The sequence below is a fragment of the Paenibacillus turicensis genome (assembly GCF_017873435.1).
GTDB lineage: Bacteria > Bacillota > Bacilli > Paenibacillales > Paenibacillaceae > Fontibacillus > Fontibacillus turicensis.
Map to the genome: position 1 here is coordinate 52,354 of NZ_JAGGKG010000025.1, position 26,304 is coordinate 78,657.

22 protein-coding genes, 1 pseudogene and 1 riboswitch are annotated in these 26,304 nt (G+C 40.8%); of the genes and pseudogenes, 22 read left to right on the forward strand and 1 reads right to left on the reverse strand.

Annotated features, from left to right (window positions below; genetic code table 11):
- Window positions 1–10 precede the first annotated feature (10 nt).
- From J2Z32_RS19935 to hslO, 13 genes and pseudogenes are all read left to right on the forward strand, one after another.
- The gene (locus tag J2Z32_RS19935; protein ID WP_210090955.1) at window positions 11–1,018 is read left to right on the forward strand and encodes a carbohydrate ABC transporter permease; all 1,008 of its coding nucleotides are present in this window, start codon (window positions 11–13) and stop codon (window positions 1,016–1,018) included.
- 9 nt (window positions 1,019–1,027) lie between these two features.
- Window positions 1,028–3,706 carry a glycoside hydrolase gene (locus tag J2Z32_RS22445; RefSeq protein WP_245251641.1) on the forward strand — a complete coding sequence of 893 codons (2,679 nt, stop codon included), beginning with the start codon at window positions 1,028–1,030 and terminating at the stop codon, window positions 3,704–3,706.
- Window positions 3,707–3,810: 104 nt separating this feature from the next.
- Window positions 3,811–3,901: riboswitch (cyclic di-GMP riboswitch) on the forward strand.
- Window positions 3,902–4,058: 157 nt separating this feature from the next.
- Window positions 4,059–5,843 (forward strand): methyl-accepting chemotaxis protein, encoded by a 1,785-nt coding sequence (locus tag J2Z32_RS19950; RefSeq protein ID WP_210090956.1) that lies wholly within the window; start codon window positions 4,059–4,061, stop codon window positions 5,841–5,843.
- A gap of 98 nt (window positions 5,844–5,941) precedes the next feature.
- A pseudogene (locus J2Z32_RS19955) lies at window positions 5,942–6,687 on the forward strand (vWA domain-containing protein).
- Window positions 6,671–7,624: a serine/threonine protein kinase gene (locus tag J2Z32_RS19960; RefSeq protein ID WP_210090958.1), complete on the forward strand. Its 954-nt coding sequence runs from the start codon at window positions 6,671–6,673 to the stop codon at window positions 7,622–7,624. Before J2Z32_RS19955 ends, J2Z32_RS19960 begins: the two are co-directional and overlap by 17 nt.
- Window positions 7,625–7,648: 24 nt before the next feature.
- The gene (tilS, locus tag J2Z32_RS19965) at window positions 7,649–9,106 is read left to right on the forward strand and encodes a tRNA lysidine(34) synthetase TilS (protein WP_210090959.1); all 1,458 of its coding nucleotides are present in this window, start codon (window positions 7,649–7,651) and stop codon (window positions 9,104–9,106) included.
- A gap of 54 nt (window positions 9,107–9,160) precedes the next feature.
- Complete coding sequence (gene hpt, locus J2Z32_RS19970) at window positions 9,161–9,700, forward strand: hypoxanthine phosphoribosyltransferase (protein WP_210090960.1); 540 nt, start codon at window positions 9,161–9,163, stop codon at window positions 9,698–9,700.
- A gap of 99 nt (window positions 9,701–9,799) precedes the next feature.
- Complete coding sequence (ftsH, locus tag J2Z32_RS19975) at window positions 9,800–11,896, forward strand: ATP-dependent zinc metalloprotease FtsH (RefSeq protein WP_210090961.1); 2,097 nt, start codon at window positions 9,800–9,802, stop codon at window positions 11,894–11,896.
- Between the two features lie 256 nt (window positions 11,897–12,152).
- On the forward strand, window positions 12,153–13,091 hold the full coding sequence (gene nadA, locus J2Z32_RS19980) for a quinolinate synthase NadA (RefSeq protein ID WP_210090962.1): 939 nt from the start codon (window positions 12,153–12,155) through the stop codon (window positions 13,089–13,091).
- Window positions 13,092–13,154: 63 nt separating this feature from the next.
- The gene (nadB, locus tag J2Z32_RS19985) at window positions 13,155–14,771 is read left to right on the forward strand and encodes an L-aspartate oxidase (RefSeq protein WP_210090963.1); all 1,617 of its coding nucleotides are present in this window, start codon (window positions 13,155–13,157) and stop codon (window positions 14,769–14,771) included.
- Entirely contained in the window at window positions 14,758–15,630 is an 873-nt protein-coding gene (nadC, locus tag J2Z32_RS19990) for a carboxylating nicotinate-nucleotide diphosphorylase (protein ID WP_210090982.1), read from the forward strand. The genes nadB and nadC overlap by 14 nt, the downstream gene beginning before the upstream one ends.
- Window positions 15,630–16,394, forward strand: a complete 765-nt coding sequence (locus tag J2Z32_RS19995) for a type III pantothenate kinase (protein ID WP_210090964.1) — start codon at window positions 15,630–15,632, stop codon at window positions 16,392–16,394. The genes nadC and J2Z32_RS19995 overlap by 1 nt, the downstream gene beginning before the upstream one ends.
- Window positions 16,395–16,443: 49 nt before the next feature.
- On the forward strand, window positions 16,444–17,343 hold the full coding sequence (hslO, locus tag J2Z32_RS20000; RefSeq protein ID WP_210090965.1) for an Hsp33 family molecular chaperone HslO: 900 nt from the start codon (window positions 16,444–16,446) through the stop codon (window positions 17,341–17,343).
- Between the two features lie 90 nt (window positions 17,344–17,433).
- Here the strand turns inward: hslO and J2Z32_RS20005 are convergent, their stop codons facing one another.
- A complete protein-coding gene (locus J2Z32_RS20005; RefSeq protein ID WP_210090966.1) occupies window positions 17,434–17,964 on the reverse strand; it encodes a GNAT family N-acetyltransferase in 531 nt (176 codons plus the stop codon).
- A 233-nt stretch (window positions 17,965–18,197) separates the two neighbouring features.
- Here J2Z32_RS20005 and cysK point away from each other — a divergent pair, with 233 nt between their 5' ends.
- From cysK to lysS, 9 genes are all read left to right on the forward strand, one after another.
- A complete protein-coding gene (gene cysK / locus J2Z32_RS20010) occupies window positions 18,198–19,136 on the forward strand; it encodes a cysteine synthase A (protein ID WP_210090967.1) in 939 nt (312 codons plus the stop codon).
- A gap of 192 nt (window positions 19,137–19,328) precedes the next feature.
- Window positions 19,329–19,907 carry an aminodeoxychorismate/anthranilate synthase component II gene (pabA, locus tag J2Z32_RS20015; protein WP_210090968.1) on the forward strand — a complete coding sequence of 193 codons (579 nt, stop codon included), beginning with the start codon at window positions 19,329–19,331 and terminating at the stop codon, window positions 19,905–19,907.
- A gap of 145 nt (window positions 19,908–20,052) precedes the next feature.
- The gene (folP, locus tag J2Z32_RS20020; RefSeq protein ID WP_210090969.1) at window positions 20,053–20,889 is read left to right on the forward strand and encodes a dihydropteroate synthase; all 837 of its coding nucleotides are present in this window, start codon (window positions 20,053–20,055) and stop codon (window positions 20,887–20,889) included.
- A gap of 67 nt (window positions 20,890–20,956) precedes the next feature.
- A complete protein-coding gene (folB, locus tag J2Z32_RS20025; protein WP_210090970.1) occupies window positions 20,957–21,319 on the forward strand; it encodes a dihydroneopterin aldolase in 363 nt (120 codons plus the stop codon).
- Window positions 21,320–21,328: 9 nt separating this feature from the next.
- Window positions 21,329–21,877: a 2-amino-4-hydroxy-6-hydroxymethyldihydropteridine diphosphokinase gene (gene folK / locus J2Z32_RS20030; RefSeq protein WP_210090971.1), complete on the forward strand. Its 549-nt coding sequence runs from the start codon at window positions 21,329–21,331 to the stop codon at window positions 21,875–21,877.
- Window positions 21,829–22,029, forward strand: coding sequence for a helix-turn-helix domain-containing protein (locus J2Z32_RS20035; protein WP_210090972.1), 201 nt, complete (start codon window positions 21,829–21,831; stop codon window positions 22,027–22,029). The genes folK and J2Z32_RS20035 overlap by 49 nt, the downstream gene beginning before the upstream one ends.
- A 43-nt stretch (window positions 22,030–22,072) precedes the next feature.
- Complete coding sequence (gene dusB / locus J2Z32_RS20040; protein ID WP_210090973.1) at window positions 22,073–23,074, forward strand: tRNA dihydrouridine synthase DusB; 1,002 nt, start codon at window positions 22,073–22,075, stop codon at window positions 23,072–23,074.
- A gap of 345 nt (window positions 23,075–23,419) precedes the next feature.
- On the forward strand, window positions 23,420–23,896 hold the full coding sequence (greA, locus tag J2Z32_RS20045) for a transcription elongation factor GreA (protein ID WP_210090974.1): 477 nt from the start codon (window positions 23,420–23,422) through the stop codon (window positions 23,894–23,896).
- A gap of 203 nt (window positions 23,897–24,099) precedes the next feature.
- Entirely contained in the window at window positions 24,100–25,623 is a 1,524-nt protein-coding gene (lysS, locus tag J2Z32_RS20050; RefSeq protein WP_210090975.1) for a lysine--tRNA ligase, read from the forward strand.
- Window positions 25,624–26,304 lie beyond the last annotated feature (681 nt).

Consider the following 26,304-nt stretch of genomic DNA (forward strand, 5'->3'; position numbering starts at 1 on the left):
GAGGAACCCTATGAAAACGGAAACCGTTGTAAAGTCCTCTACAAAGGGACACCTGCAGCGTTTTGCCTCATCTGCCTATTGGTTTGAGTTTCTAAAAAAATGGCTCTGGATTATTGTGCGATTTGTTTTGTTATTTGGGATTTCGTTCGTTATTTTATATCCTATTTTGCTTAAAATTTCGATTGCGTTTAAGAACATGCCTGATCTATACGATCCAACCGTGATATGGATTCCAAAAACATGGACGCTCGATAATTTTAAGCTGGTCTACACAGCCATGAATTACCCAAGTGTGCTAACAAATACCTTTTTGTTATCAGGTGCGGTCATGCTTCTTCAGACGATGACGTGTGTGCTGGCAGGGTATGGGTTTGCGCGAATTAAGTTTAAGGGAAGTGGACTACTGTTTGGAGCCGTTATATTTACGATTCTAGTCCCAAGTCAAACGATCATGGTTCCGCTGTATTTGAACTTCAAAAATTTTAATTTGTTTGGAATGATTGATTTGTTTGGAGCTAAGCCGATCAACATGATTAATACGTATTGGCCATTTCTTATTTCTTCCTTGTTAGGGATGGGTGTTAAGACAGGGCTCTACGTGTATATTTTCCGTCAATTTTTCCGAGGTATACCGCGTGAAATTGAAGAGGCGGCGTATGTGGATGGAGCAGGCTATTTTAAGACGTTTCGACGTGTCATTTTACCTAATGCAATCCCTTCTATGGTCACAGTGATGCTCTTTTCTTTTGTATGGCAATGGAATGATTCGTTTTTCACCAACATGTATTTGAATGCACCAAAGGTGATGTCTTCGATGATGTCATCCTCAGGTTATGCGATTGCTACCTTCCTGACAGGGGGCGGGCAGGCGGCAGCTTCCTATACTCAAGATCCATTTTTCATGTCGATGATGATGAACACAAGTGTATTAATGGCGATTTTGCCCCTTATCATTATGTACCTGTTCGTTCAACGTTATTTTGTTGAGAGTGTTGAGCGTTCGGGCCTAGTCGGTTAGGAGGAAAAAATGAGGAAAAATAAAATGTTTGTTATTGTTGTTGCCCTTGTCATGTGTTTAGGACTGTTAGTAGCACAGCTATCCCAAGGCTCTGAAATCAAAAATAGCTCCAGTGGCAAAAAAGAGGAGGGGACGCCTGTGGAGCAGCATACGCCACCAGATGCTGTAGTAACCATCAATGGGAACATTAAGCATCAAAGTATTGATAATTTTGGTGCATCCGATGCCTGGTCGATGGACCCCATAGGGAAGGAATGGACAGAGGAAAATAAAAATAAAGTTGCAGATTTGCTGTTTTCTAAAGAGAAAGGAATTGGTTTATCAGCGTGGAGGTTTAACATTGGGGCGGGCTCCTCGGAAACTGACAAAGATAGAATTCCCGATCCTTGGCGACGAGCAGAAGCCTTTAAAATGTCGGAGAATGGAAGCTATGATTGGAGTAAGCAAGCGGGGCAGCAATGGTTCCTTCAAGCAGCGGCGGATCGTGGTGTAGATACCTTGATCGCGTTTGTGAACAGTCCACCCGTTTGGATGACCAAAAATGGTCATGCCCAGCCTGAACCTCAATCCGGCTCTACTAACCTGAAGCAAAATTATGAGAAGCCATTTGCGGGATTTTTGATCGATGTGCTTACTCACTTTAAAAAACAAGGACTAGAGTTCGATTATATTAGCCCGATTAATGAACCAACTTGGGATTGGAATAACGCTTGGCAGGAGGCCAATCGCTATAATAATGACGATCTTAAGCGAGTAATTTTGGAGCTTTACCGCCAACTAGGTCACAGTGAGCTTAAAGCAAAAATTAGCGCGCCTGATGGCGTAGAAATCACGTCATTGCTAGATGACAAGTATTACAAGCAGTTTGCAGGCAGTGGTACGTATTCAAGTGGTGCTAATAAACTAGGAACGGGCAAATACCGTGAATATATTAAGGATTTACTTGGTGATCCAGAGCTAAAACAGGCAGTGGGCAACAAAATTGCCTCTCATTCCTACTGGTCTGATTATAGCAAGCCTGGTGATGATCGACTGGTGAAGCTAAGACAAATTTTGCATGACAATCTTGTTCATTATGATCCAGACGCTAAGTATTGGGTGACCGAATATTGCATTTTAGGTGATTATGGCCCTGGTCGCGATCTTGGCATCGAACCTGCGCTGCAAGTGGCAAAAACGATTCATTTTGATTTAGTAGAGGCAAATGCGTCCGCATGGCAGTGGTGGACAGCTGTGTCCAAGGTAGATTACAAGGACGGCTTAATTTATACCGATTACAATGAGGTAGGCGATGAGCAAAATATTTTGACATCCAAAATATTGTGGGCGTTAGGAAACTATAGTAAATTTGTTCGTCCAGGCGCTGAGCGTATCGAATTAACAGGCTTAAGTAGGGATTCTAACAGTACGCTACTGGGTTCTGCTTATATTCACGATGCTGATCAGACCGTAACTGGTGTGTTCGTTAATAATAGCTATCGCGATAAAAGGGTGAACGTAAGTTTTAAGAACCTTGGCTTAAAAGGCAAGGTGGCTGTACTACAATCTTATATCACAAATGATAAATTCGACTTGGCACGTGGCGACGATACTATGCTAGGTGAAGGAGACATGTTTGAGGTCGTCATCCCTGCGCAGTCAGTCGTTACTTTAACAGGAACAGCAGCGGCTAAGGGAGGGATCGTTTTGAATAATGATGAGAACGCAAAAAAGACTATGAATAAGGAGCAGAGCGCTAAAGAGGCTTATGCTGGCTATATTTTTACCTATTTTACCGGAGAAAGTAGTCCAAATGGTGAACAGGTATATTTTGCCCTAAGTGAAGGCAATAACCCGTTAAGATGGCGAGAGCTAAATGGTGGAAGACCTGTTTTGACCTCTACGTTAGGGGAGAAGGGCATTCGAGATCCATTTCTAATTCGTTCGCCTGAAGGTGATCGGTTTTATTTGATTGCGACGGATCTGAAAATTTATGGCAATTGGGATTGGGGTAGGGCTCAATCTAACGGGAGCCGCTCTATTATTGTATGGGAATCGAATGATCTGCTAACGTGGTCACAGCCAAGGAAGGTTGAAGTCGCACCGCCAGAAGCAGGCAATACTTGGGCACCTGAGGCTTTTTATGATAAGGAAAGTGGCGAATATGTTGTATTTTGGGCATCACGTTTGTTTGAGAAGGGCACACGTAGCGGTGGGGATGGGTACCAGAAAATGATGTATAGCAAAACGCAAGACTTTAATACTTTTTCAGAGCCACAGGTGTATATGGACTATGGATATTCCACCATTGATACTACGATGATTGCTCATAACGGTAAAATTCACCGTTTTACGAAGGATGAACGCGAGCATGGAGACACCTCTCCTTACGGCAAAATGGTATTCCATGAGGTGCTGGACTCTATCTTTGACACCAATCAAACATTGATTAAGGAGGGTACGGGTGAGATTAAAGGTGTCGAAGGGCCTACTGTATTTAAATCAAATACAGAAGATAAGTGGTATCTATTTGTGGATGAATTTAGAGGTAGAGGGTACATTCCGCTTGAAACTCACGACCTTAATTCAGGGGAATGGACGGTATCAGCAAACTATGCGTTACCTAAAAGTCCACGTCATGGCACGGTGATTCCCATTACTAAAAGTGAATATGAGGCGATTGCAGCTAAGTTTGGTGTGAGTAAATAATGCTTGAAAATAGTCAATTTGTAACGGATTAGCTACAACTTCATAGTAAAGTTTGAATAAATGTAGTAAAATGGCCCTAGATTTATTTAACAATTCAATTTAAATAGGGCAAAAGGCAAAACTATTGAAAAATAGTGACGCAAAGCTAGAGGGACTCCATTCCTTTTTACAAGGGACTGTCAGCCAGTTGTATGATATGATTTCGTATCCTTAATATGACTTGTAGCGTCTTTTTAGCTATAGGTCATTTTTTTATATTGAAAAGTTGGAAGGGGGATCCATGCTAAGAGGTAGCTTACAGGACGGATGTATCTATAAGTTTAAAAACAAAAGATATTAAGGGAGAATCTCAATGAAGGCATTTCAATTTAAATTTCCAAAGCTTAATTTTTCAAAACGACTAAGGTCTAGAAGTATTGTATCTAAAAACATGCTGTTATCCAGTGTTACGATCATTTTAACTGGAGTTATTCTTATAATGGCTAGCTTTTACATCCAAGGAAATTTACTGACGGAGCAGCTTGAATCTGAATCAAGTCTAGTTATTGCTGCGCTTGAAAAAAGAATTAGCCTGGAAACAGTAGAAGGAGCAATCGAAAGTAACTATCCTACAACAGCAGCGCAAAAAAGAATGACAAATATATTAGATGAGTTGATAGAAAGTCATCCTAACCTGTCTCAAGCTTATCTATATGGCTCAGAGATTGTAGATCACAATAAAACAAAAGTAATTTCTGTCCCTACAAAAACACAAGAGAACATGAAAGAAAATAAATTAGAGCTTGGCGGGTTACTTGAGCATTCCCAAGTGCATATAAATGCGGTCAACAACATGTTAAATAGTAAAGAGATTACATATTCCCGTATTTTTAATGATGCAAAGGGAACATGGTTAACGGTGCTTACCCCAATTGAGGATAAAAGCGGGACCATCATTGCCTATGTTGGGATTGATGTTGATGCAAGTTTAATTAAAGAAGGGCAAGCTTCACTGATTCTATATTCTTCTATTTGTTTGTTATGTACCGTTCTATTAGCCTTGGTAGTCCAATACTTCATGACAAAGCGTACATTTGCTCCAATTAAAGATATGATGATTGCAATGGATCAACTGAGCCAAGGCGATTTTAGTGTACGTCTTAAAACGAGCAATGATGAATTAGGTCAGGTGAGTACAAAATTTAATGAAACCATTCATGATGTAAATAACTTAGTTGTGATGATCAAGGATGTGTCCAAGCAGTTAGCGGCTCAGTCTAAACATTTATCTACAAATACTGAAGCCAGTCATGATAGCTCGTTAGCCATTACGAACAATATTGAGGAAATTTCTCAAAAAATTAACATTCAGAGCATTGCAATTGGAGAAGGGGTTACATCCCTAGAGGAAATATCATCAGGTGTTAATACGATTGCTAGCAGTACGTCAGAGGTTACCGAGTCTGCTTTACGGATGAAGTCGCAGTCGGAGCAAGGGGGTAAAAATGTAGCTGCTGTCATTATGCAAATGGATGAAATCCACAAATCTGTCTCACAATCCGTGGACTCTATAGAGCAGTTAAGACTTCGCTCACGACAAATTGAGGAAATTGTTACAGTCATTACGGAAATTGCGAATCAAACGCATTTATTATCGCTCAATGCAAGCATTGAGGCTGCACGTGCAGGCGAGCATGGTAAGGGCTTTGCTGTGGTTGCAGATGAGGTGAAGAAGCTAGCAGAGCAATCAGGAAGCTCCGCTAAAGAGATTGCCTCCCTCGTGCACCATATTCAATCTGAGACATTAACGGCTGTAGATGCAATTAAGGAAGGTCAAAGTAGTGTTGAGGTGGGTATCAGTGTTGTACATGATACGGGGCAAATATTCGGCAGTATGCTGGAGGTAACAGAAGCGGTCACAGGCCAAATTCAGGAGGTATCCGCAGCGACGGAGCAAATGGTGGCGGAAACGGAGCAGGTGACATCTGCCATTAAACAGCTCTCTATCCTTGCAGAACGTAATGCTGTGCTTGCTAGTGAAATCGAATCAAAATCTATGAGTCAGCGTGACGCTTCAGATGAGATTCTAGGGACAGCACATGAAATGAATACGGTGGCAGACCGATTAGAAGAGCTTGTTGTAAAACTAAAAGTATAGCTAGTAGATTTAATTTGACCTGCTAGTTTGAATCTTGCGAACTCTGGAAACAATAGAAATGAGAGAGTCGTAGATTTCAAACTAGGAGGTTTTTCGTTATGAAGCAAATTATGCTTATTACAGATGGTTGCTCTAATGTAGGAGAAAGCCCCGTTATGGCAGCGGCAATTGCTCAGCAAGAAGGAATTATTGTTAATGTAGTTGGTATAGTAGATTATGGGACGATTGGGGAGCTTGGAAGCCTCGAAATTAATGAGATTGCTAAAGCGGGTGGGGGAATGAGTCAGCTTGTAGGGACAGAAAAATTAGCCCATACGATGCAAATGATGACCCGCAAAACGGTTGTTCAAACTGTTCAAATGGCTGTAAATCGGGAGCTTCGCCATATTTTAGGGGATCAAACATTGGAGGACTTAGCACCAGACACACGTTCACAGGTTGTAGAGGTCATTGATGAGTTAGCGGAAACACATCCTTTAGATGTCGTATTACTGATTGATGTAAGTGCAAGTATGAAGCCCAAGCTTGCGGCTGTAGAAAATGCCATCCATGATATGATGCTTAGCTTAGGTGCAAGACAAGGAGATAGCAGGCTGGCAGTATTCCATTTCCCTGGTGCGCATAGTGGAGAAGAGGCCGTAATGGATATCGACTGGACGACGGATCTTAACTCCATCAAAAATATATTTGGCAAATTGACGACGAGAGGTGCAACACCAACAGGGCCAGCGATTCATAAGGTGACCGAGTTCTTCCGATATGGTACACTTGGGACAGAGAGTCAACCGTTGTGGTCTGAGGAAATCTTAGGATAGAAGGGGTGTTTGGTGATTCTGTCATCTAAGCTTAGTCTGTCCCCGGGAACTTTAATAACTGGTCGTTTTAAAGGCAGCAGATATGTGATACAACGCTTATTGGGACAAGGGGCAAATGGTGTTGTATATTTGGTCAATAAAGTGGATAGCGGTAAGCAATATGCGCTAAAAATGGGATTTGATAATATTGATATCCAATCAGAGATTAACAACTTAAAAGCGTTACACAAGCAAGGTAAAGGGCCAGCTACGGCTGTTACTCGTTCTGCAGAATCACTTCCTTATTTATTAGAAGTAGATGATTATATCGCACAAGAGGGGACAACCCCTTTTTATGTCATGCGTTACATCAAGGGGGATGCATTGCGGGCATTTTTAGTGCATCGTGGTCCTAAATGGATGCGAGTGGCAGGTTATAGCTTGCTACGTAAGCTTCAACAATTGCATGCAGCAGGCTGGGTATTTGGTGACCTTAAGCCTGAAAATATTATCGTCTCTCCTTATGGAGAGGTGGAGTTAATTGATTATGGTGGGGTTAGTGCGATTGGAAGAAGTGTGAAGCAATATACAGAGTGGTATGATCGTGGTTTTTGGAATAGTGGGAGTCGTGTAGCAGAGTCTTCATATGACTGGTTTTCCTTTGCAGTGATTACGCTACATATGCTTGCAGAGCCATCTTTAAAGAAGATGGCAGAGCAATTACCACAAACCCGTAGTACTGCGGATTTAATAAGCATTATTGACTCAGAGTCAGAGCTACAGCCTTATAAGACATGGTTGGTTAAAGCGCTACATGGTGATTTTAAAAGTACAAATGAAGCTTGCCAATTGTGGAAGGACCAGATTTTATTGACCTCTGTGAAAACAAGGCGCAAAGAGCGAAATACACCAAGATGGATGTTAGGGGCATTTGTGGCTTCATTAGTATTTTTGCTAGGTGCCGTTTATGTCAGTTTAAGCTTTTAAAAAAGAATAGGGGTAAGTCAATACATGAAGCAATCAGGGATGTACCAACTAATTGAGCATGTACGCCAAGTTCAGAGGGAGCACCAATTGTGGGTGCAAGGCAGTTGTATTATAGTCGCAGTGTCAGGGGGACCGGATTCTGTGGCTCTTTTGCATGTTCTAAATCATCTAGCATTAGAAGACAATCTCAAGCTTGTCTGCGCTCATGTGAATCATGGTTTTAGAGGTGAAGAATCGGACAGAGAGGCAGTTTTTGTAGGTGAATTGGCTAATCAATTGGATATTTCCTTTGAATTAGGTCAGTTTGACGTTCCTGCCTATATGAAGCGTACTGGTAAAGGCACACAGGTGGCTGCTCGTGAGGTTCGCTATCAGTTCCTATATGAAGTTGCAATGAAGCACCAAGCAACTAGCATTGCTCTGGCTCATCACGGCGATGATCAAGCTGAGACGGTCATGCTTCACTTGCTAAGGGGAAGTGGCCCAACTGGCTTAGCGGGGATGAGAATTAAACGAGTAGCACCACAGCATGAACAAAGGCTCGAACTTATTCGTCCTTTTCTACAAATATATAAGAAAGATTTAGTTGCTACATGTGAGGAAGAAAAAATTACTTTTGTAACAGATAGCAGCAATTTAATTAATAAATATGCACGTAATGCAATCAGATTGGATGTGTTGCCATTTTTGGGGCAATATAATGAGAGGCTTGCAAGTGCGCTAAATACTACGGCTGAAATTGTGGGTACAGAAGATGATTATATGGCTCAGCAGACTGAGTTGCTGTATAAACAACTCATATCTGAGATTAAACATGGACTTGCTTTCAGCGCGAAGTCATTTCAGTTGTTACATGTCGCTTTACAACGGAGGTTGATTAAACTAATATTAAATTATTCGCCTTTTAAAATGGAAGAGAGTGATTTTATCAAGATTGAAGACATTCGGTCAAGGATTTTAAGAGAAAATCCTATAAACTGGAGGCTTGATCTTGGAGGTAGACTACGTTGTGTAAGGGAATATGATATTATTTCATTTGTACAAGATGTGTCGGATCAACATGTAGCTGGCTATACATATCGTATCGATCAAGACGAGCAAGAAGTTTCCATTCCAGAAATAAGGAAAAAACTTATGATTACGCAGTGTATGGCGGGCTCTGGTATGGATACAATAATTTCGTCAGCGAACAACACAGCTTATTTTGATGCAGATGAATTAGAATATCCCCTAACTATACGTTCCCGGTTGCCGGGAGATAGCATGAGATTAATGGGACTAAACGGAAGTAAAAAGGTAAAGGATATTTTTATTGATGATAAAATTCCACCTTCCCTTCGTCCTCATATCCCGATTATCAGTGATGCACTAGGACGTATTATATGGATTGCAGGTATTCGTCGTTCTGCATTAGCTACATTGCATCAACATACAACTTCCATTGTGCGAATGGTTTTAGTTTCGGAGGGCGAGATGTCATAATAAGTTATCGCTTCATTCCGGCATTCATAGTATAACGTAGGAGGTTTACCTGACTTGCAAAACGATATTAAAGAAATTTTAATTACTGCCGAGCAAATTAAGGAAAAAGTAGAGCAGCTTGGTGTGCAGCTTAGTAAGGAATATGCGGGACGTAATCCTTTAGTTATTTGTGTTTTAAAGGGTGCTTTCATCTTTATGTCTGATTTAGTTAAGGAAATTACAGTTCCATTGGAGCTTGATTTTATGGCTGTATCGAGTTATGGCACATCTACAAAATCATCAGGAGAAGTTAAAATCATTAAAGATTTAGATACATCTGTTGAAGGACGTGAGATCCTTATTGTCGAAGATATTATCGACAGCGGTCTAACCCTCAGCTACTTAATCGACGTACTTGAGCGTCGAAAGGTTAAATCTGTTAAGATTGTCACCTTGTTTGATAAGCCAGCTCGCAGAACAGTAAATCTTCAAGCGGATTGGTCTGGATTTTTAATACCTGATGAATTTATCGTTGGTTATGGATTGGATTATGGCGAGAAGTACCGTAATTTACCTTATATCGGAGTATTGAAGCCAGAGATTTACGAGCAATAATGAGGTGTTGAAAATTGGGTTAATAATACTATAGCGCTATTTTGTAAAATGGTAATTGGCTATGGTAAAATAACATAAGGTTTTGAGAGGAGGTTGGGGATGAAGAATCGGTTCATCAAGAATTCTGGGTTTTATTTAATACTTTTTTTAGTCGTGGTGGGCATAGTCCGTATTCTCAACGGTGGGACTGAGGCAACCGTCACTCCTAGATATGATGAGTTTAGACAAGAACTTAAAGCTAACAATGTTGAGGAGATTACCGGTAAATTTGACGGCTATGCGTATCGCCTTACAGGTAAGTATAAAAAGGCCGTAGGCGAAACCGCGACAAAAAATTTCTCCACGTATATTCCTTTTGATAATAATGTTCTTAAGGAAATCACTGATTATAGTGACCAAAATAAAATTAAAATGACATGGGAAAAGATGCAGGGTGAAAGTATTTGGCTGACATTCCTGACTTCCATTATCCCAATGGCAATTTTGTTTATTTTGTTCTTCTTCATGTTTAATCAAGCACAGGGTGGCGGCGGCAAGGTCATGAACTTTGGCAAAAGCAAAGCGCGCTTATACAATGCTGAGAAGAAGAAGGTTACATTTGAGGATGTAGCGGGGGCAGATGAAGAGAAGCAAGAGCTTGTTGAGGTTGTTGACTTCTTGAAGGACCAACGTAAATTTAATGCAGTAGGGGCTAGAATTCCTAAAGGGGTGCTGCTAGTAGGTCCTCCAGGGACAGGTAAAACGTTGCTTGCACGTGCAGTTGCAGGTGAAGCGGGTGTACCTTTCTTTAGTATTTCAGGTTCTGACTTCGTAGAAATGTTTGTTGGTGTCGGGGCATCTCGTGTTCGTGATTTGTTTGAAAATGCGAAAAAAGAAGCACCATGTATTATTTTCATTGATGAAATTGATGCGGTAGGTAGACAACGTGGCGCAGGTCTTGGTGGTGGGCACGATGAGCGTGAACAAACCTTGAACCAATTGCTCGTTGAAATGGATGGCTTTGGTGGCAATGAAGGCATTATTATTATTGCTGCAACAAACCGCGCAGACATTTTGGACCCAGCGTTGTTGCGTCCAGGTCGTTTTGATCGTCAAATTACAGTTGATCGCCCAGATGTTAAGGGACGTGAAGCAGTACTTAACGTACACGCTCGTAACAAACCTTTAACGAAGGATGTTCGTCTAGATATTATTGCAAAACGTACTACTGGTTTCTCAGGTGCAGACTTAGAGAACTTGCTTAATGAAGCTGCATTGCTAGCAGCTCGTCGTAATCGTAAAGATATTTCTATGCGTGAAGTGGATGAAGCGATTGATCGTGTTGTCGTTGGTACCGAAAAACGAAGCCGTGTTATCAGTGACCGAGAGAAACGTATTGTTGCTTTCCACGAAGCGGGTCATACCATCGTTGGATATTTCCTGGAGCATGCTGATATGGTGCATAAGGTTACCATCGTTCCACGCGGACGTGCTGGCGGTTATGTAATTATGATGCCAAAAGAAGATCGCATGCTTATGACGAAGCAGGAGTTACTTGACCGAGTAACAGGTCTCCTTGGTGGACGTGTTGCGGAGGAAATCTTCATTGGTGAAATCGGTACAGGTGCACATAGTGACTTCCAACAAGCTACAAACATCGTACGTAGCATGATTATGGAATATGGTATGAGTGATAAGTTGGGACCACTTCAATTTGGTAGCTCGCAGGGTCAAGTTTTCTTAGGTCGTGATTTTGGTCATGAGCAAAATTATAGTGATCAAATTGCTTATGAAATCGATCAAGAAATGCAAAATATGATTCGTGACAGCTATGAAAGATGTAGAGAGCTCTTAACGAAGCATTCTAAAGAGGTTCATTTAATTGCTGAAACCTTGCTTGAGGTGGAAACACTTGAGCTTGAGCAAATTAAGTCCTTAATTGAAACGGGTTCATTGCCGCCAACTGATGGTGATGGTGGAGCTTCTGGTAACAGTTCTGAAGGTACTCCTTCTGAAACGTCTGAGCCAATCATTGATAACATTGGTAATGTTCGTGTCCGCATTCAGGGCCAATCAGAAGATCAAGCTTCTTCTATTCCTGATGGCGACATTCCGAACCATGAACCTAATGAATCTGAGGGTAACAACAACGATCAAAATAAGGGTTCAAATGGTTCTAATAACGGTAACAATGGTGGAGGTACACCAACCGTTTAATATTTAATGCTTTAATAATAACAAGATTATAAAATGTAAAGTTTGTACAATACTAAAAATCCGGAGACTCTATAAAGTTTCCGGATTTTTTTGTGATGAAATAAAGTAATTACTATAATCTTTGAATTGACAGTCCCTTTTTCGTTGTGTAAATTAGGTGTTAACTATGAAAGTGTCTATTTCGTGAATGAAATGAATGGAATAGAGGTTTGTGGTAACTCGTGAAAAAAAATACGTACTTTGAGGGGGAACAAAGGTGGAAGCTTTAGCTTTGGAAAAAAAGGCAGCAATGAATCAGGAACTAAAGCAGCGATTAATTCAGCTTAAAAAGGAACGTAATGCCATCATACTTGCACATTATTATCAGCGTGATGAAATTCAAGAGGTGGCAGATTTTCGAGGAGATTCTTTTTTGCTAGCTCAAAAGGCGGCTTCCACTGATGCTGAAACGATTGTGTTTTGTGGTGTTCATTTCATGGGGGAAAGTGCTAAAATTTTAGCGCCAAATAAAACGGTGCTTATTCCCGATGAACGCGCAGGTTGTCCTATGGCGGATATGGTGAATGTGGATGGACTTCGCAAGCTCAAGGAAAAGCATCCTAATGCAAAGGTCGTAACATATATAAATTCTTCTGCGGATGTCAAGGCAGAGACAGATATTTGCTGTACATCAGCCAATGCAGTCAAGGTCATTAACGCCGTTGATGCAGACGAAGTCATTTGGGTTCCAGATAAAAATCTAGGTCATTATGTACAGCAGCATACAGATAAAAAGATGATTATATGGGAAGGGTACTGTAACACGCACGATATGCTCACCATTAAAGATGTTGTGGAGATGAAGGCTTTACATCCTGATGCAGAATTTGTAGTGCATCCCGAGTGTCGTCCTGAAGTGGTTGCCATGGGTGATTTTGTAGGTAGTACAACCGCAATTATTGATTATTGTAAGCATTCTTCCAAGCAAAAGTTTATTGTGGGGACAGAGGATGGTACCGGATATCAGCTTCGTCTGGATAGTCCTGATAAGGAATTTATTTTTGCAAGTCGATTTCTAGTATGTCCAAATATGAAGGTGAATAACTTGAAAAAGCTTGTTCAATGTCTTGAAACGATGCAGCCGCAAATATATGTCCCTCCTGCTGTGGCTGATGCAGCGCGTATTTCCCTAGAGCGTATGCTACAAGTGAAGTAAGGATTCAGTTTTCTGAATCCTTTTGTATTGTGCGCTACTCTTTTATAATAGGTGACGGTACTTATGATTCCACAATATTTAGTAGATTTTAATTTAGCGGATATGAGCACCATTGAAACAGATGTACTTGTGGTGGGTTCAGGGATTGCGGGTTTGTATGCAGCACTTGAAATAAGTAGTGATAAAAAAGTGATTTTAGCGACAAAGCATACGTTACTTGAGAGTAATACCCGTTACGCCCAAGGGGGAATTGCGGCTGTTATTTCCAAGGAGGACTCCGCTTCCTCTCATAAGGAGGATACATTAAATGCTGGTGCAGGGCTATGCTCCTTAGCCGCAGTGGACGTATTAGTTCATGAGGGGCCTGAGCGTGTACAGCAATTAATCGAATGGGGAACTTTATTTGACGTTGAGCAAGGGGAGTTAGCTTTAACTCGTGAAGGGGCGCATAGCTTTCGCCGTATATTACATGCCAATGGTGACGCTACTGGCTATGAAATCGTCAGAGCCCTATCCTATCAAGTGTTAAACCACCCCAATGTTACGGTATGGGAGGATCATTTTGTTATTGATTTAATTACACAGGAGGGGCAATGTCTAGGGGCGTTAATCGAGCGGCCTGAAGGAGAACGTGTCTTTGTGAAGGCAGGGGCTACCATTTTGTGCTCGGGCGGTTCTGGGCAGCTGTATCGCTACACAACCAATCCGGAAATTGCCACTAGCGATGGTATTGCCATTGCTTACCGGGCAGGGGCTGTAATTAGAGATATGGAATTTATCCAATTCCACCCAACCGCTTTATGTTACCCTGGCGCACCCCGTTTTTTAATCTCAGAGGCAGTACGAGGGGAAGGCGCTGTGTTGCGTAATACAAAGGGTGAACGCTTCATGTACAAGTATGATAATCGGTTAGAGCTAGCCCCACGTGATATCGTCGCGAGAGCGATTGTGCAGGAGATGGAGGAGACACATGCGAATATGGTCTACTTGGACATCACTCATGAGTCTCCTGAGCTTATCCGGCATCGATTCCCAACGATCTATGCAACTTGTATCCAATACGGATTAGACATGACGACAGACTGGATTCCAGTTGCACCCGCAGCCCATTACATGATGGGTGGGGTAAAAAGTGATATCAATGGTCAAACCAACCTCTCTCGCTTGTTTGCTTGTGGTGAAGTATCTTCAACAGGAGTACATGGAGCAAACCGTCTTGCAAGTAACTCCTTATCTGAAGCGATTGTTTTTGGTAAAAGAATTGCAAATGCGATTGGTGAGCTATCACCCCTCTCTAATAATATGTTACATATTTCTATAAAAAATGATCGTAAAGCAGGAGTTGGCTTTGCATCTGAGCGCCGACTTAGATTGCAACGGATTATGGTAAGATTAGCAGGATTAAAACGATCCGAAGCCGGTTTGTTGCAGGCACGTACTAAGCTTATGAAAGAGCTAGAGTGGTTCCAGTATGAGCTGCATACAAGAGAGCAATGGGAGCTTGCCAACCTTTTAACGAGTGCTCAGCTTGTCGTTGAGGGGGCTTTGAAGCGTGAGGAGAGCAGAGGCGGGCATTATAGAGAGGACTTTCCTTTGCGTGATGATGTGAAGTGGAAAAGACATATTTTACAGCATCGTACACAAGGAATGATGGAGGAAATAAATGATGATATTAAATAGCTATGATGATGGACTTATTGCTACGATAAAGGGATGGCTCCAAGAGGATATCGGTTCTGGCGATGTTACTAGTCGGGCTACCATTCCAGCAGGTCAACAGTCTGTGGGTATAATTCATGTCAAGGATGCAGGAACGATAGCTGGACTGCCCATTGCTGAGCTTGTATTTAAAATCGTTGATCCTTCTCTAAAGTTTACTGCACTCAAACAAGATGCTGATCTGGTGGAGTATGGTACAGTTGTGGCACAGGTAGAGGGGAGTACACACAGTATTTTAACAGGCGAGCGATTGGCACTTAATCTTATGCAACGGATGTCTGGCATCGCTACGGTAACACGCCAATATGTAAATCTGCTCGAAGGACTTTCTGTGCGGCTTGTGGATACAAGAAAAACAACACCTGGTCATCGTTGGCTTGAAAAATATGCAGTTCGTGTAGGTGGCGGGCATAATCATCGTTTTGGATTATATGATGCCGTAATGATTAAGGATAATCATATTAAAGGCGCAGGTGGGATTACAGCTGCAGTGAAGTCTGCACGTGAGCAAATCCCACATACGATGACGATTGAGGTCGAGGTTGAAAATTTAGAACAGGTTAAGGAAGCTTGTGCCGCGGGGGCAAATATTATCATGCTAGACAATATGTCGCCAGAATTAATGAAAATTGCGGTGAAGCAGATTCGGGGGCTTGCACCACATGTTATGATTGAAGCCTCGGGCAATGTATCATTAGCGACAATACGGGGAATTGCTGAAACTGGGGTTGATATTATTTCGGTTGGCAAGCTTACATATTCCTTTGATAACCTTGATATAAGTCTGGACTTGAATGAAAAGAAAGGGGAGCAACATTAATGTTCCTAGTTATTGATGTCGGCAATTCAAATATTGTGCTTGGTATATATAAAAATCAAGCTTTACTACACCATTTTAGACTTGCTACGAATCGGCAGGCAACCGTAGATGAATATGGTGTGATGATTCATAATCTGTTTCAGATGTCCCGTGTGCCTGAGCAAGAGCTTAAAGGCGTCATCATTTCATCTGTAGTTCCACCATTAATGCATGTGTTAGAGGAATTATGTGAAAAATACTTAAAGCTTAAGCCATTTGTGGTTGGTCCTGGTATTAAAACGGGGCTGAATCTAAAATATGAAAACCCAAAAGAAGTTGGTGCTGACCGCATCGTAAATGCGGTGGCAGCAATTGATAAATATGGTGGCCCTTTAGTTGTGGTGGATTTTGGGACAGCGACTACCTTTGATTGTATTGATGAAGCAGGTAATTACTTAGGTGGGGCGATCGTGCCTGGCATTGGAATTTCAACAGAAGCGTTATACATGAGAGCCTCTAAGCTACCCAGAATTGAACTGGAAAAGCCAAAGAAGGTCATTGGCCGTAATACGGTGAGTGCGATGCAGGCAGGTATCATTTATGGCTACGCAGGACAAGTTGATGGCATAGTTAAGCGAATAGCGAAGGAAATGGAGACAACACCAACTGTGATTGCAACGGGAGGGCTTGCAAGTCTCATTGCGAGCGAGGCTGAATCCATTCATAAAGTAGATTCTTTGCTAACCTTAGATGGACTCCGTATAATATATGAACGTAATCAATAATTAACGCACTTGGCATTTAGCATCAGTTTGTGAAGGAGTAATGAATGATATGAACGCAACTAATAATAAAGATAATAAAGATATTTTAATTCGTGGGACAGCCTTTAATGGCAAGGTTAGAGCCTTTGCTGTGACTACGACGAACCTGGTAGAGGAATTACGGCGTCGCCACGATACGTATCCTACTGCTACTGCGGCTATGGGACGTACAGTTACGGCTGCAGCAATGATGGGGGCCATGCTTAAGGGTGAGGAAAAACTCACTGTGAAGGTAAAGGGCGACGGTCCAATTGGACATATCGTTGCGGATGCCAACGCTAAAGGTGAAGCGCGCGCTTATGTGAAAGAACCACATGTCCATCTCCCTAGTAAAAGTAAAGGTAAGCTGGATGTAAGTGGTGCAGTGGGGACAACTGGCTTTTTAAATGTGACTAAGGATCTTGGCTTAAAGGAGCCGTATCATGGTAGTGTGCCATTGATTTCAGGTGAGCTTGGCGAGGATTTTACGTATTATTTTGCATTGTCTGAGCAGACACCTTCCGCAGTAGGTCTTGGTGTGCTTGTAGATACAGATAACTCGGTTATTGTTGCTGGTGGCTTTATTATTCAATTACTTCCAGGACTAAGTGACGCTGAGATTACTCAAATTGAACAAGCCATTGGACAAATGCCGCCAGTAACCTCCCTATTAGATCAAGGCATGGGCTTGGAGGAAATGTTAGCTTGGCTATTACCTGATGTGAAGGTGCTTGATCAGATGGATATCCATTTCTCCTGTACCTGCTCACGTGAACGTGTAGAAAATACATTGATTAGTCTAGGTAAAGAAGATCTGATGGAATTAATTGAAGAGCAAGAGGAGACAGAGGTTATTTGCGACTTTTGTAGAGAGCGTTATGTGGTGACAACAGACGAGCTAAAAGAGCTGTTAACCCATTTTAATTCGTAAAGGATCGCATGCTCTTACCCCCAAGAAGTGTTGAAGATTAAATGTTCTCTCCCTTCTTGGGGGTTTTATTCTTGAATTTAGTTATTTCATTCATACATAGTTAGTTATCGAATTCGTTAGAAGCTCATAGTCCATATATTGACCTGCACACTCAGGATTATCTTCATTCATTCTTTTTCGAATAAGCTGAAACCCGATATGTTCATAATTCCGCTGTGCTGGAATAAGTCCCTCGTTAGTCGTCACAATGATCTTTTTTGCACCAGCTTCACTTATTCTTCTCACTGCTTCCCTAAGCTGTCGTTTTCCATACTCTTTTCCTTTATATAAACTACGAATGCAATTGTGACCAAGCTCTGCATAGGTAGGCAGGTTCCGTGGATCCCAAACGATAAACCCAATCGGTTCTCCATCTAATGTAGTTACAAAAGAGTATTTTTCCGCAATGCTCGGATTGTCGAACATAAAGTTATCCGCTTCCTGCCAGTTTGTTTTCCAATGTTGCTCGTAACGAGCGTCAAAAGAATAGGCATCCTGTAGTAAATCTAAAATAAGTCCACGAGGGTAATGTGTAGTTTTGTTAAATTGAAGCCCTATACCTAATTCCGTATCCTGTTCCATAGGAATTCCTCCCAATTTGCCTTTTCATTAGTTATATCACATTAGATTAGACAATAAGTGACCAGATTAAATTTCTCCAAATTCCTATAGGGAGAGCCTTATATTTTGGATGATAACAATGTGGTTTCAGCTTGACAAATATAACTCAAGTTGATAATATTATCACAAAACCAACTTGATTACTCGGAAATTAATTATATGTTAAATCTAAGACTTATTTAGGAGGACTTCTTATGGCAAAGGTCGTCAATAATGTAACTGAATTGATTGGTGGAACACCGCTAGTGAAGCTTAATCGAATCGTACCAGAGGACAGTGCAGAAATTTATGTAAAACTGGAATACCAAAACCCAGGTTCAAGTGTAAAGGATCGCATTGCATTTAGTATTATTGAGGAAGCAGAAAAGCAAGGAAAATTGAAGCCAGGTGGAACCATTGTTGAAGCAACAAGTGGTAATACAGGGATTGGCTTGGCATTAGTCGCAGCCGCGAAGGGTTACAAGGCAGTGATCATTATGCCTGAAACAATGAGTATTGAGCGTCGTAATCTACTTCGTGCTTATGGTGCAGAGCTTGTGCTTACACCAGGGTCTGAAGGAATGAACGGTGCTGTTAAAAAAGCAGAGGAAATTTTAAAGGAAAACCCTGATTACTTTTTGGCAGATCAATTCCGCAATCAGGCTAACGTAAAAATCCATCGTGAAACCACAGGCCCTGAAATTGTAGAAGCGATTGAATCCTTAGATGGAAAGCTAGATGCCTTCGTAGCAGGTATTGGTACAGGAGGTACAATTAGTGGTGCAGGTGAGGTCTTAAAAGCACGTTTTCCTGATCTTAAAATTTATGCTGTAGAGCCAGCTGCTTCTCCAATTTTATCTGGTGGTAAACCAGGGCCTCATAAAATTCAAGGACTTGGCGCTAACTTTATTCCTGAAATTTTAAACCAAAATATTTATGATGAAATTATCCATATCGAAAATGATGATGCCTTCGAGCAAGCGCGTATCGTTGCTAGACAAGAAGGGATTTTATCTGGAATTTCGTCCGGTGCTGCGGTCTCAGCTGCATTGCAGGTTGCGAAAAAGTTAGGTAAAGGAAAACGTGTTGTCGTTATTATTCCAAGTAATGGCGAACGTTACCTCAGTACACCACTTTATAATTTTGAAGCTTAATTCATAATCTTTTACTTAAGCGCACCCTCTACTAATTTGGGTCAGTCCTCTTGTGTCTGATTTCATGTAGAGGGTTTGTTTTTATTTTTTATGAAATGTCCAATTTCGTGTGTTTATATAGTATACTAGCAAAAAAGTATTCATTAGCAGAGCAGAGCTTAGGCGTATTTCGAGTTGAGGAGATGAAGAGAAATGATATTAGTGATTGATAATTATGATTCCTTTACGTACAACCTTGTGCAATATTTAGGTGAGTTAGGGGAAGAAGTAGTTGTGCATCGAAATGATGAAATTGATGTAGTAGGGATTGAGCAATTACAACCTAATCATATTTTGCTTTCACCGGGGCCATGTACTCCAAATGAGGCAGGAATTACACTAGATGTCATTCACCATTTTAAAGGTAAAATTCCGATTTTCGGTGTTTGCTTAGGTCACCAAGCGATTGGACAAGCCTTTGGCGGGGAAGTTGTTCGCGCGGAGCGTCTAATGCATGGGAAAACGTCACCCATTATTCACAAAAATAAATCTGTATTTGAGGGTTTACCTTCTCCATTTACTGCGACAAGATATCATTCTTTAATTGTAGAGCGTAGTTCCTTACCTGATTGTCTTGAGATTACAGCTGAGACGGCAGAGGGGGAAATTATGGGTTTAGCTCATAAGGAATATGCAGTTGAAGGCGTACAATTCCACCCCGAGTCGATCATCACTGCGCATGGACATGATATATTACGTAACTTTTTAAAAAGATCCATTTCAGTTATATAAAAATTATAGCAATAGAAAAATAGTAAATAACACAAGCATAGGACGCACGCAGGTTAATCTCTGTATGTGTCCTTTGTAGTGAAATTAGGTCACTGTATAGGACGCTAGATCTGTAATCTGAATGTTAGAGGTGTAATGAAGAGAAATGAACATTAATATTTATCGGCGAAATTATTCAATGGGGGAAGCGGAGCTAGTATTAGGACATAAAACATTAATTATGGGCATTCTTAATGTAACACCCGACTCCTTTTCTGATGGAGGAAAATATAATTCTGTAGATGTGGCGCTCAATCGTGCTTTACAGATGGTTCAGGAGGGTGCGGACATCATTGACATTGGTGGGGAATCTACACGACCAGGGCATCAAGCAGTTGGTGAACAGCAGGAGCTAGATCGAGTTATCCCAATTATTGAAGCTATTCATCGCCACGCGCCACATATCCCGTTGTCTATTGATACGTATAAAGCAAAGGTAGCCCAAGAGGCACTTCGTGCGGGCGCACATATTATTAATGATGTCTGGGGCTTCAAGCTTGACCCAGCCATGGCTAAAGTAGCTGCACAGCAGCAATGTCCCGTTATACTCATGCATAATCGTAAGGAGCATCAGTATCGGCATCTTATGAGCGATATTAAATCTGATTTGCTTGAAAGTGTGTCTATTGCACTTGAAGCAGGCGTGAACAAAGAAAAAATCATTTTAGATCCAGGAATTGGTTTTGCCAAAGACTATAAGGAAAATCTCCAAGTGATGAAATCGTTGGATGAGCTTGTCAATTTAGGATATCCTATGCTTTTGGCGACATCACGGAAAAGGTTTATAAGAACTACGTTGGAGGTTGATGTACAGGACACCTTATTAGGAACAGCAGCTACCGTAGCTTTAGGAATTGCACAAGGCTGTCAAATTGTTCGTGTACATGACATAGCTGAGATTAAACAAACCGTTAAAATGTGTGATGCGATCGCATACGTGTAATCAGTAATTTGATAATAACTTTTTAAAGGGAAAGTGAAATTTTGAAGTGTGGAAGAGGTGAGCTTACTTGGACAAAATGATTTTACGTAAGATGCAATATTATGGCTATCATGGTGTTTTTGAAGAGGAACGTAAGCTAGGACAACAGTTTTTTGTAGATTTAGTATTGGAGCTTAGCTTAAAAGAAGCAGGAGATCATGATGATTTAAATGCGACTATTAACTATGCTGAAATCCATGAATTAGTCAAAGCGATTGTGGAGGGCACTAGCTTTAAGTTAATTGAAGCATTAGCTGAGCATATTGCATCACAGTTGCTCGACACTTATACTAGGATAGATGCACTAACTGTAGCGGTGACTAAACCTCACCCACCATTTGATATCCACTTCGATGGTGTCACTGTTGAGCTACACAGATCAAGAAAGTGAGTACTCGCGATGAATGAAAAGCAGATGACAAAATCAAAACGTGCTTATATTGCTTTAGGCTCCAACATTGGAGAGCGGGAAGAGACTTTACGCAAGGCAATTGCTAGGTTACATGAACTTGAAGGGGTTACCGTACTACGGTGTTCAAATTTGTATGAAACAGCACCCGTAGGTTATCTGGAGCAGGATTTATTTTTAAATATGGTCATCGCCATATCTTGTGAATTAACTCCAGAACATTTACTAGCTGAAATGTTGTCCTTAGAGCTTGAGCTTGGCAGAAAACGGCTTATTGTAAATGGTCCTAGAACGATTGATCTTGATTTATTATGGGTAGAAGGTACAGTGATGGATACACCACAGCTTATTTTGCCTCATCCAAGAATGTTTGAACGTGCATTTGTCCTTGTGCCTTTAAGTGATGTTGTTGAACAAGATGAAATAGATCCATTGTATATACAGCTACAGCATACACTTGTTGATCTTAAAGGGAAAGAAGGGGTTACCTTTTGGAAAACTTGCAATTGGCACAGCGTATTCGTGCCTTCCGAAAATTGAAGGGCTACACCCAACAGGAATTCGCCAAAGAGGTAGGAATATCACTTGCTGTGTTAGGGGCAATTGAACGAGGAAATCGCCGAGCAGAGGAACAAATTTTAAATAAAATTGCAAATACTTTAGACATAAGTATAGATGAATTAAAATCATAAAGTTGTACTTATTCGCTTTAATTAAACCTTTAGGAGGGTTGTTATGCTTAAAATTGGCGATGTTGAGTTAAAAAATCAGGTTGTACTTGCGCCAATGGCGGGAGTGTGTAATCCGGCATTTCGACTCATTGCTAAAGAGTTTGGAACAGGTCTTGTCTGTGCGGAAATGGTGAGCGATAAAGCGATCCTAAATGGCAATAAACGTACGAGAGAAATGTTATTTGTAGACGAACGAGAGAAACCGCTCAGCTTACAAATTTTTGGTGGTGACCGTGCTTCATTAGTAGAAGCGGCAAAAGTGGTCGATCAAGAAACGAATGCCGATATTATTGATATAAATATGGGCTGTCCTGTACCTAAGGTTACAAAATGTGATGCAGGCGCACGTTGGCTTTTAGAACCTAACAAAATTTTTGAAATGGTATCTGCGGTTGTTGGAGCTGTAAGTAAACCAGTTACAGTGAAAATGCGAATCGGTTGGGATTCAGAACATATTTATGTTATTGATAATGCCAAAGCGGTAGAACAAGCAGGCGCTCAAGCGGTTACTGTACATGGTCGTACTAGAGAACAGTTGTATACTGGCACTGCAGATTGGAATTATATTCGTCAGGTGAAAGAAAATGTGTCAATTCCCGTTATTGGTAATGGAGATGTAGGTTCCCCTGAAGATGCAAAACGTATGTTAGATGAGACGGGTTGTGATGGGGTTATGATCGGACGTGGTGCACTGGGAAATCCGTGGATGTTGTATCGCACCATAGAATATCTTAAATCTGGTCAACTATTATCTGAGCCGGGTCTCAATGAAAAAATTAAGATTGCTATTCTTCATATGGATCGTCTAGCCGACTTAAAGGGTGAGAAGGTGGCTGTGAAGGAAATGAGAAAGCACCTAGCTTGGTACCTAAAGGGATTTCAAGGTGCGGCACGCATTAAGGATGCCATTATGGAAGAAACAAGACGAAACGAAATGGTACAGATTCTTGAAAATTTCGCTAATGAGATGGAACGAAACAATCATCTTGAAGAGGAATCCGCATAAGCTGAATAGAAAGACATTAGTATAAAAAGTCTCTCTATAAATTTCACCCCTTTTGCAAAAAGAGGTGTCATTGACATTTCGCAGTGCTTCACCTATAATTTCACAATATAAATTCGCCTCAGGGGATAACTTCCACAGCACGAAGGAGATCATTCCTCTTCGTGAGAACTGCATGCGATATTCTCAAAATGATGCGAGAATCATACGGTCGTTGCCACTGCGGCAGCCTTCAGAACTTTGGGGAAACGAGTGTATACATCCCTTGACGGGTTTTGACATAGTAGTAAGCCCGTCGTTCGTGCGATTGGTTACAAAATTATTTCCATGACAGGAGAATTGGTTGAGATGAGCGATAAAGAAGTTATTCTTACGCAGGATGGTCTGAAAAGACTAGAAGAAGAATTAGAAAATTTAAAGTCTGTAAAGCGTCGTGAAGTTGCTGAGCGGATTAAAGTTGCAATTGGTTACGGTGATATTAGTGAAAACTCTGAATATGAAGATGCTAAAAATGAACAAGCCTTCATTGAAGGACGTATTATTACACTTGAAAAAATGTTGCGTAATGCCCGTATTATTAACAATGATGAGATTGACACAGACACTGTAAGCATCGGTTCAACTGTCATCGTTGAGGATTTGGAATTTGGTGATACGATGGAATATGCAATCGTAGGTACTGCTGAATCCGATCCATTACAAAATAAAATTTCAAACGAAAGCCCTGTAGGAAAAGCGATTCTAGGTAAAAAGAAAGGTGCTACCGTAGACGTTGCTGTTCCTGCTGGTGTGATTCAATATAAAATTGTAGACATCAAGAAGTAAGGTGGAACAAGCAGATGGAGAAGCTTCCCCGCGGGAGGCTTCTTTCACTGTTTTAACCATCAAATTCCGTAACGTTTTACCTGCAAAGGATAGAAAAGCCGTTTATGAACGTCTTTTTTAATGGTACGATAGTTACATATGGATACGTATGCATAATGTCAGTTATATGAGTTTACTAATAGCTTGTAAGGAGTGGGCAAGAAATGAGTCAAGAACATAATCAGCCAGAACAAGAGCAAGAGATAGAAGTAAGTGAGTTACTACAAATTCGTCGCGATAAATTGGACGAGCTTCGTTCACTTGGGATCGATCCATTTGGAGGTAAATACGAGAGAACTCATGCTGCTGGAAATATCGTGCAGGAGTATGATGCTCTTACAAAAGAAGAGTTAGAGGAAAAGGCAGTACATGCTACCATCGCTGGACGTTTGATTGCCAAACGTGTAATGGGTAAAGCAAGCTTCGCACACATTCAAGATTTGAGTGGAAAAATTCAAATTTATGTACGTAAGGATAGTGTGCCTGAGCAGAAGTATGCTGCATTTAACCTGTTAGACCTTGGTGATATTGTAGGTGTTACTGGTGAAATCTTTAAGACAAAGACCGGCGAGATTAGTATTAAAGCGGCTGATATCGAAGTTTTGTCTAAATCACTATACCCTTTGCCAGATAAATATCATGGATTAAAGGATGTTGAGCTTCGTTATCGTCAGCGTTATGTTGACCTTATTGTTAACCCAGAAGTACAACAAACCTTTATTAAACGTTCTAAAATAATTCAATCTATGCGTCGCTACTTGGATTCTTTAGGTTATTTAGAGGTAGAAACACCAACTTTGCATAGTATCGCAGGTGGGGCGGCTGCGCGTCCATTTATAACACACCATAATGCATTAGATATGCAGCTTTACATGCGGATTGCAATCGAACTTCACTTAAAACGCCTTATTGTAGGTGGATTAGAGAAGGTATACGAAATTGGTCGTGTATATCGTAATGAAGGGGTATCTACTCGCCATAACCCGGAATTTACGATGATCGAATTGTATGAAGCTTATGCTGACTACAAAGACATCATGGCTTTAACTGAAAATATGATTGCGCATATCGCACAAGAAGTATTAGGTACACAAGTGATCCAATACCAAGGTCATGAGGTGGATCTAAGACCAGAGTGGCGCCGTGTTTCTATGGTGGATGCTGTTAAGGAAGTGACTGGTGTTGACTTTGGCGTTGAGATGACAAATGAAGAGGCTCATGCACTTGCAAAAGAACATAAGGTTCCAGTGGAGCCACATATGACATTTGGTCATATTTTAAATGCGTTCTTTGAACAGTTTGTTGAAGAAACACTCATTCAACCAACCTTTGTATATGGACATCCTGTTGAGATTTCTCCATTGGCTAAGAAAAATGAAGCTGATCCAAGATTTACGGATCGTTTTGAATTGTTTATTGTTTCGAGAGAGCATGCAAATGCGTTTAGTGAGCTTAATGATCCAATTGATCAACGACAACGCTTTGAAGCTCAATTGGTTGAACGGGAGCATGGTAATGATGAAGCACATGAAATGGATGAAGATTTCCTTCGTGCTTTGGAATACGGAATGCCACCAACAGGGGGATTAGGGATTGGTATCGATCGTTTAGTTATGTTACTAACCGATGCGGCTTCCATTCGTGACGTATTGCTCTTCCCTCATATGAGACCAATTGCGTTAGATTAGTCATAAGTCTTGTAGCTATAAATGACGAAATATAAATGAAGTTTAGCTTGGTTTTGAAGCCCGAATTATTTTGGAAGCTCTTATCGGCGTTCTAAGAATAGTTCGGGTTATATTTTTATACAATGGTTCAATCTAACAATAGAAGATAGTGTGTTAAGCATAAGTTCTGATGGGATAAATTTTATGCAGGACAAATATATGAAGGTATAAATGATTGAGAAGTTATAATTGATGAAGAATTTATTTAACTAGTGGTGCTTACATAATGTGAAAACCAACAATAAAAAAGAGAGTAAAATTAAATATGACAATAGGCTTGTCATATAAGGATACATGTGATATATTATAAATCCGGTCGCGAAACAAGACTTTTAAAGAAGAGTGAGAATAAGACTTAAACAAGAGCTTAAAAAACTTTTTGAAAAAAAAGACTTGCATAACCGATCGAAAGATGATATATTATAAGAGTTGCTGCTGAGAACGCAGTTAACACTGAAACTAAGCTTTTAAGTAAGCAAATCAACAAAAAGCAACAAAGTTGATCTTTGAAAACTAAACAACGAGTGAGTGAATTTCACGAAATTGAAATTCAAAAATAAGTAGATTAATTTCAACGAATTAATCTCGTCAGATTCAAAATGAGCTTATCGCTCTTTTCAATAACTTTATTGGAGAGTTTGA

Coding starts and splice junctions, on each gene's coding strand:
- J2Z32_RS19935 (WP_210090955.1), top strand. CDS start 11: ATGAAAACGGAAACCGTTGTAAAGTCCTCTACAAAGGGACACCTGCAG.
- J2Z32_RS22445 (WP_245251641.1), top strand. CDS start 1,028: ATGAGGAAAAATAAAATGTTTGTTATTGTTGTTGCCCTTGTCATGTGT.
- J2Z32_RS19950 (WP_210090956.1), top strand. CDS start 4,059: ATGAAGGCATTTCAATTTAAATTTCCAAAGCTTAATTTTTCAAAACGA.
- tilS (WP_210090959.1), top strand. CDS start 7,649: ATGAAGCAATCAGGGATGTACCAACTAATTGAGCATGTACGCCAAGTT.
- ftsH (WP_210090961.1), top strand. CDS start 9,800: ATGAAGAATCGGTTCATCAAGAATTCTGGGTTTTATTTAATACTTTTT.
- nadB (WP_210090963.1), top strand. CDS start 13,155: ATGATTCCACAATATTTAGTAGATTTTAATTTAGCGGATATGAGCACC.
- nadC (WP_210090982.1), top strand. CDS start 14,758: ATGATATTAAATAGCTATGATGATGGACTTATTGCTACGATAAAGGGA.
- J2Z32_RS19995 (WP_210090964.1), top strand. CDS start 15,630: ATGTTCCTAGTTATTGATGTCGGCAATTCAAATATTGTGCTTGGTATA.
- hslO (WP_210090965.1), top strand. CDS start 16,444: ATGAACGCAACTAATAATAAAGATAATAAAGATATTTTAATTCGTGGG.
- J2Z32_RS20005 (WP_210090966.1), bottom strand. CDS start 17,964: ATGGAACAGGATACGGAATTAGGTATAGGGCTTCAATTTAACAAAACT.
- cysK (WP_210090967.1), top strand. CDS start 18,198: ATGGCAAAGGTCGTCAATAATGTAACTGAATTGATTGGTGGAACACCG.
- pabA (WP_210090968.1), top strand. CDS start 19,329: ATGATATTAGTGATTGATAATTATGATTCCTTTACGTACAACCTTGTG.
- folP (WP_210090969.1), top strand. CDS start 20,053: ATGAACATTAATATTTATCGGCGAAATTATTCAATGGGGGAAGCGGAG.
- folK (WP_210090971.1), top strand. CDS start 21,329: ATGAATGAAAAGCAGATGACAAAATCAAAACGTGCTTATATTGCTTTA.
- dusB (WP_210090973.1), top strand. CDS start 22,073: ATGCTTAAAATTGGCGATGTTGAGTTAAAAAATCAGGTTGTACTTGCG.
- greA (WP_210090974.1), top strand. CDS start 23,420: ATGAGCGATAAAGAAGTTATTCTTACGCAGGATGGTCTGAAAAGACTA.
- lysS (WP_210090975.1), top strand. CDS start 24,100: ATGAGTCAAGAACATAATCAGCCAGAACAAGAGCAAGAGATAGAAGTA.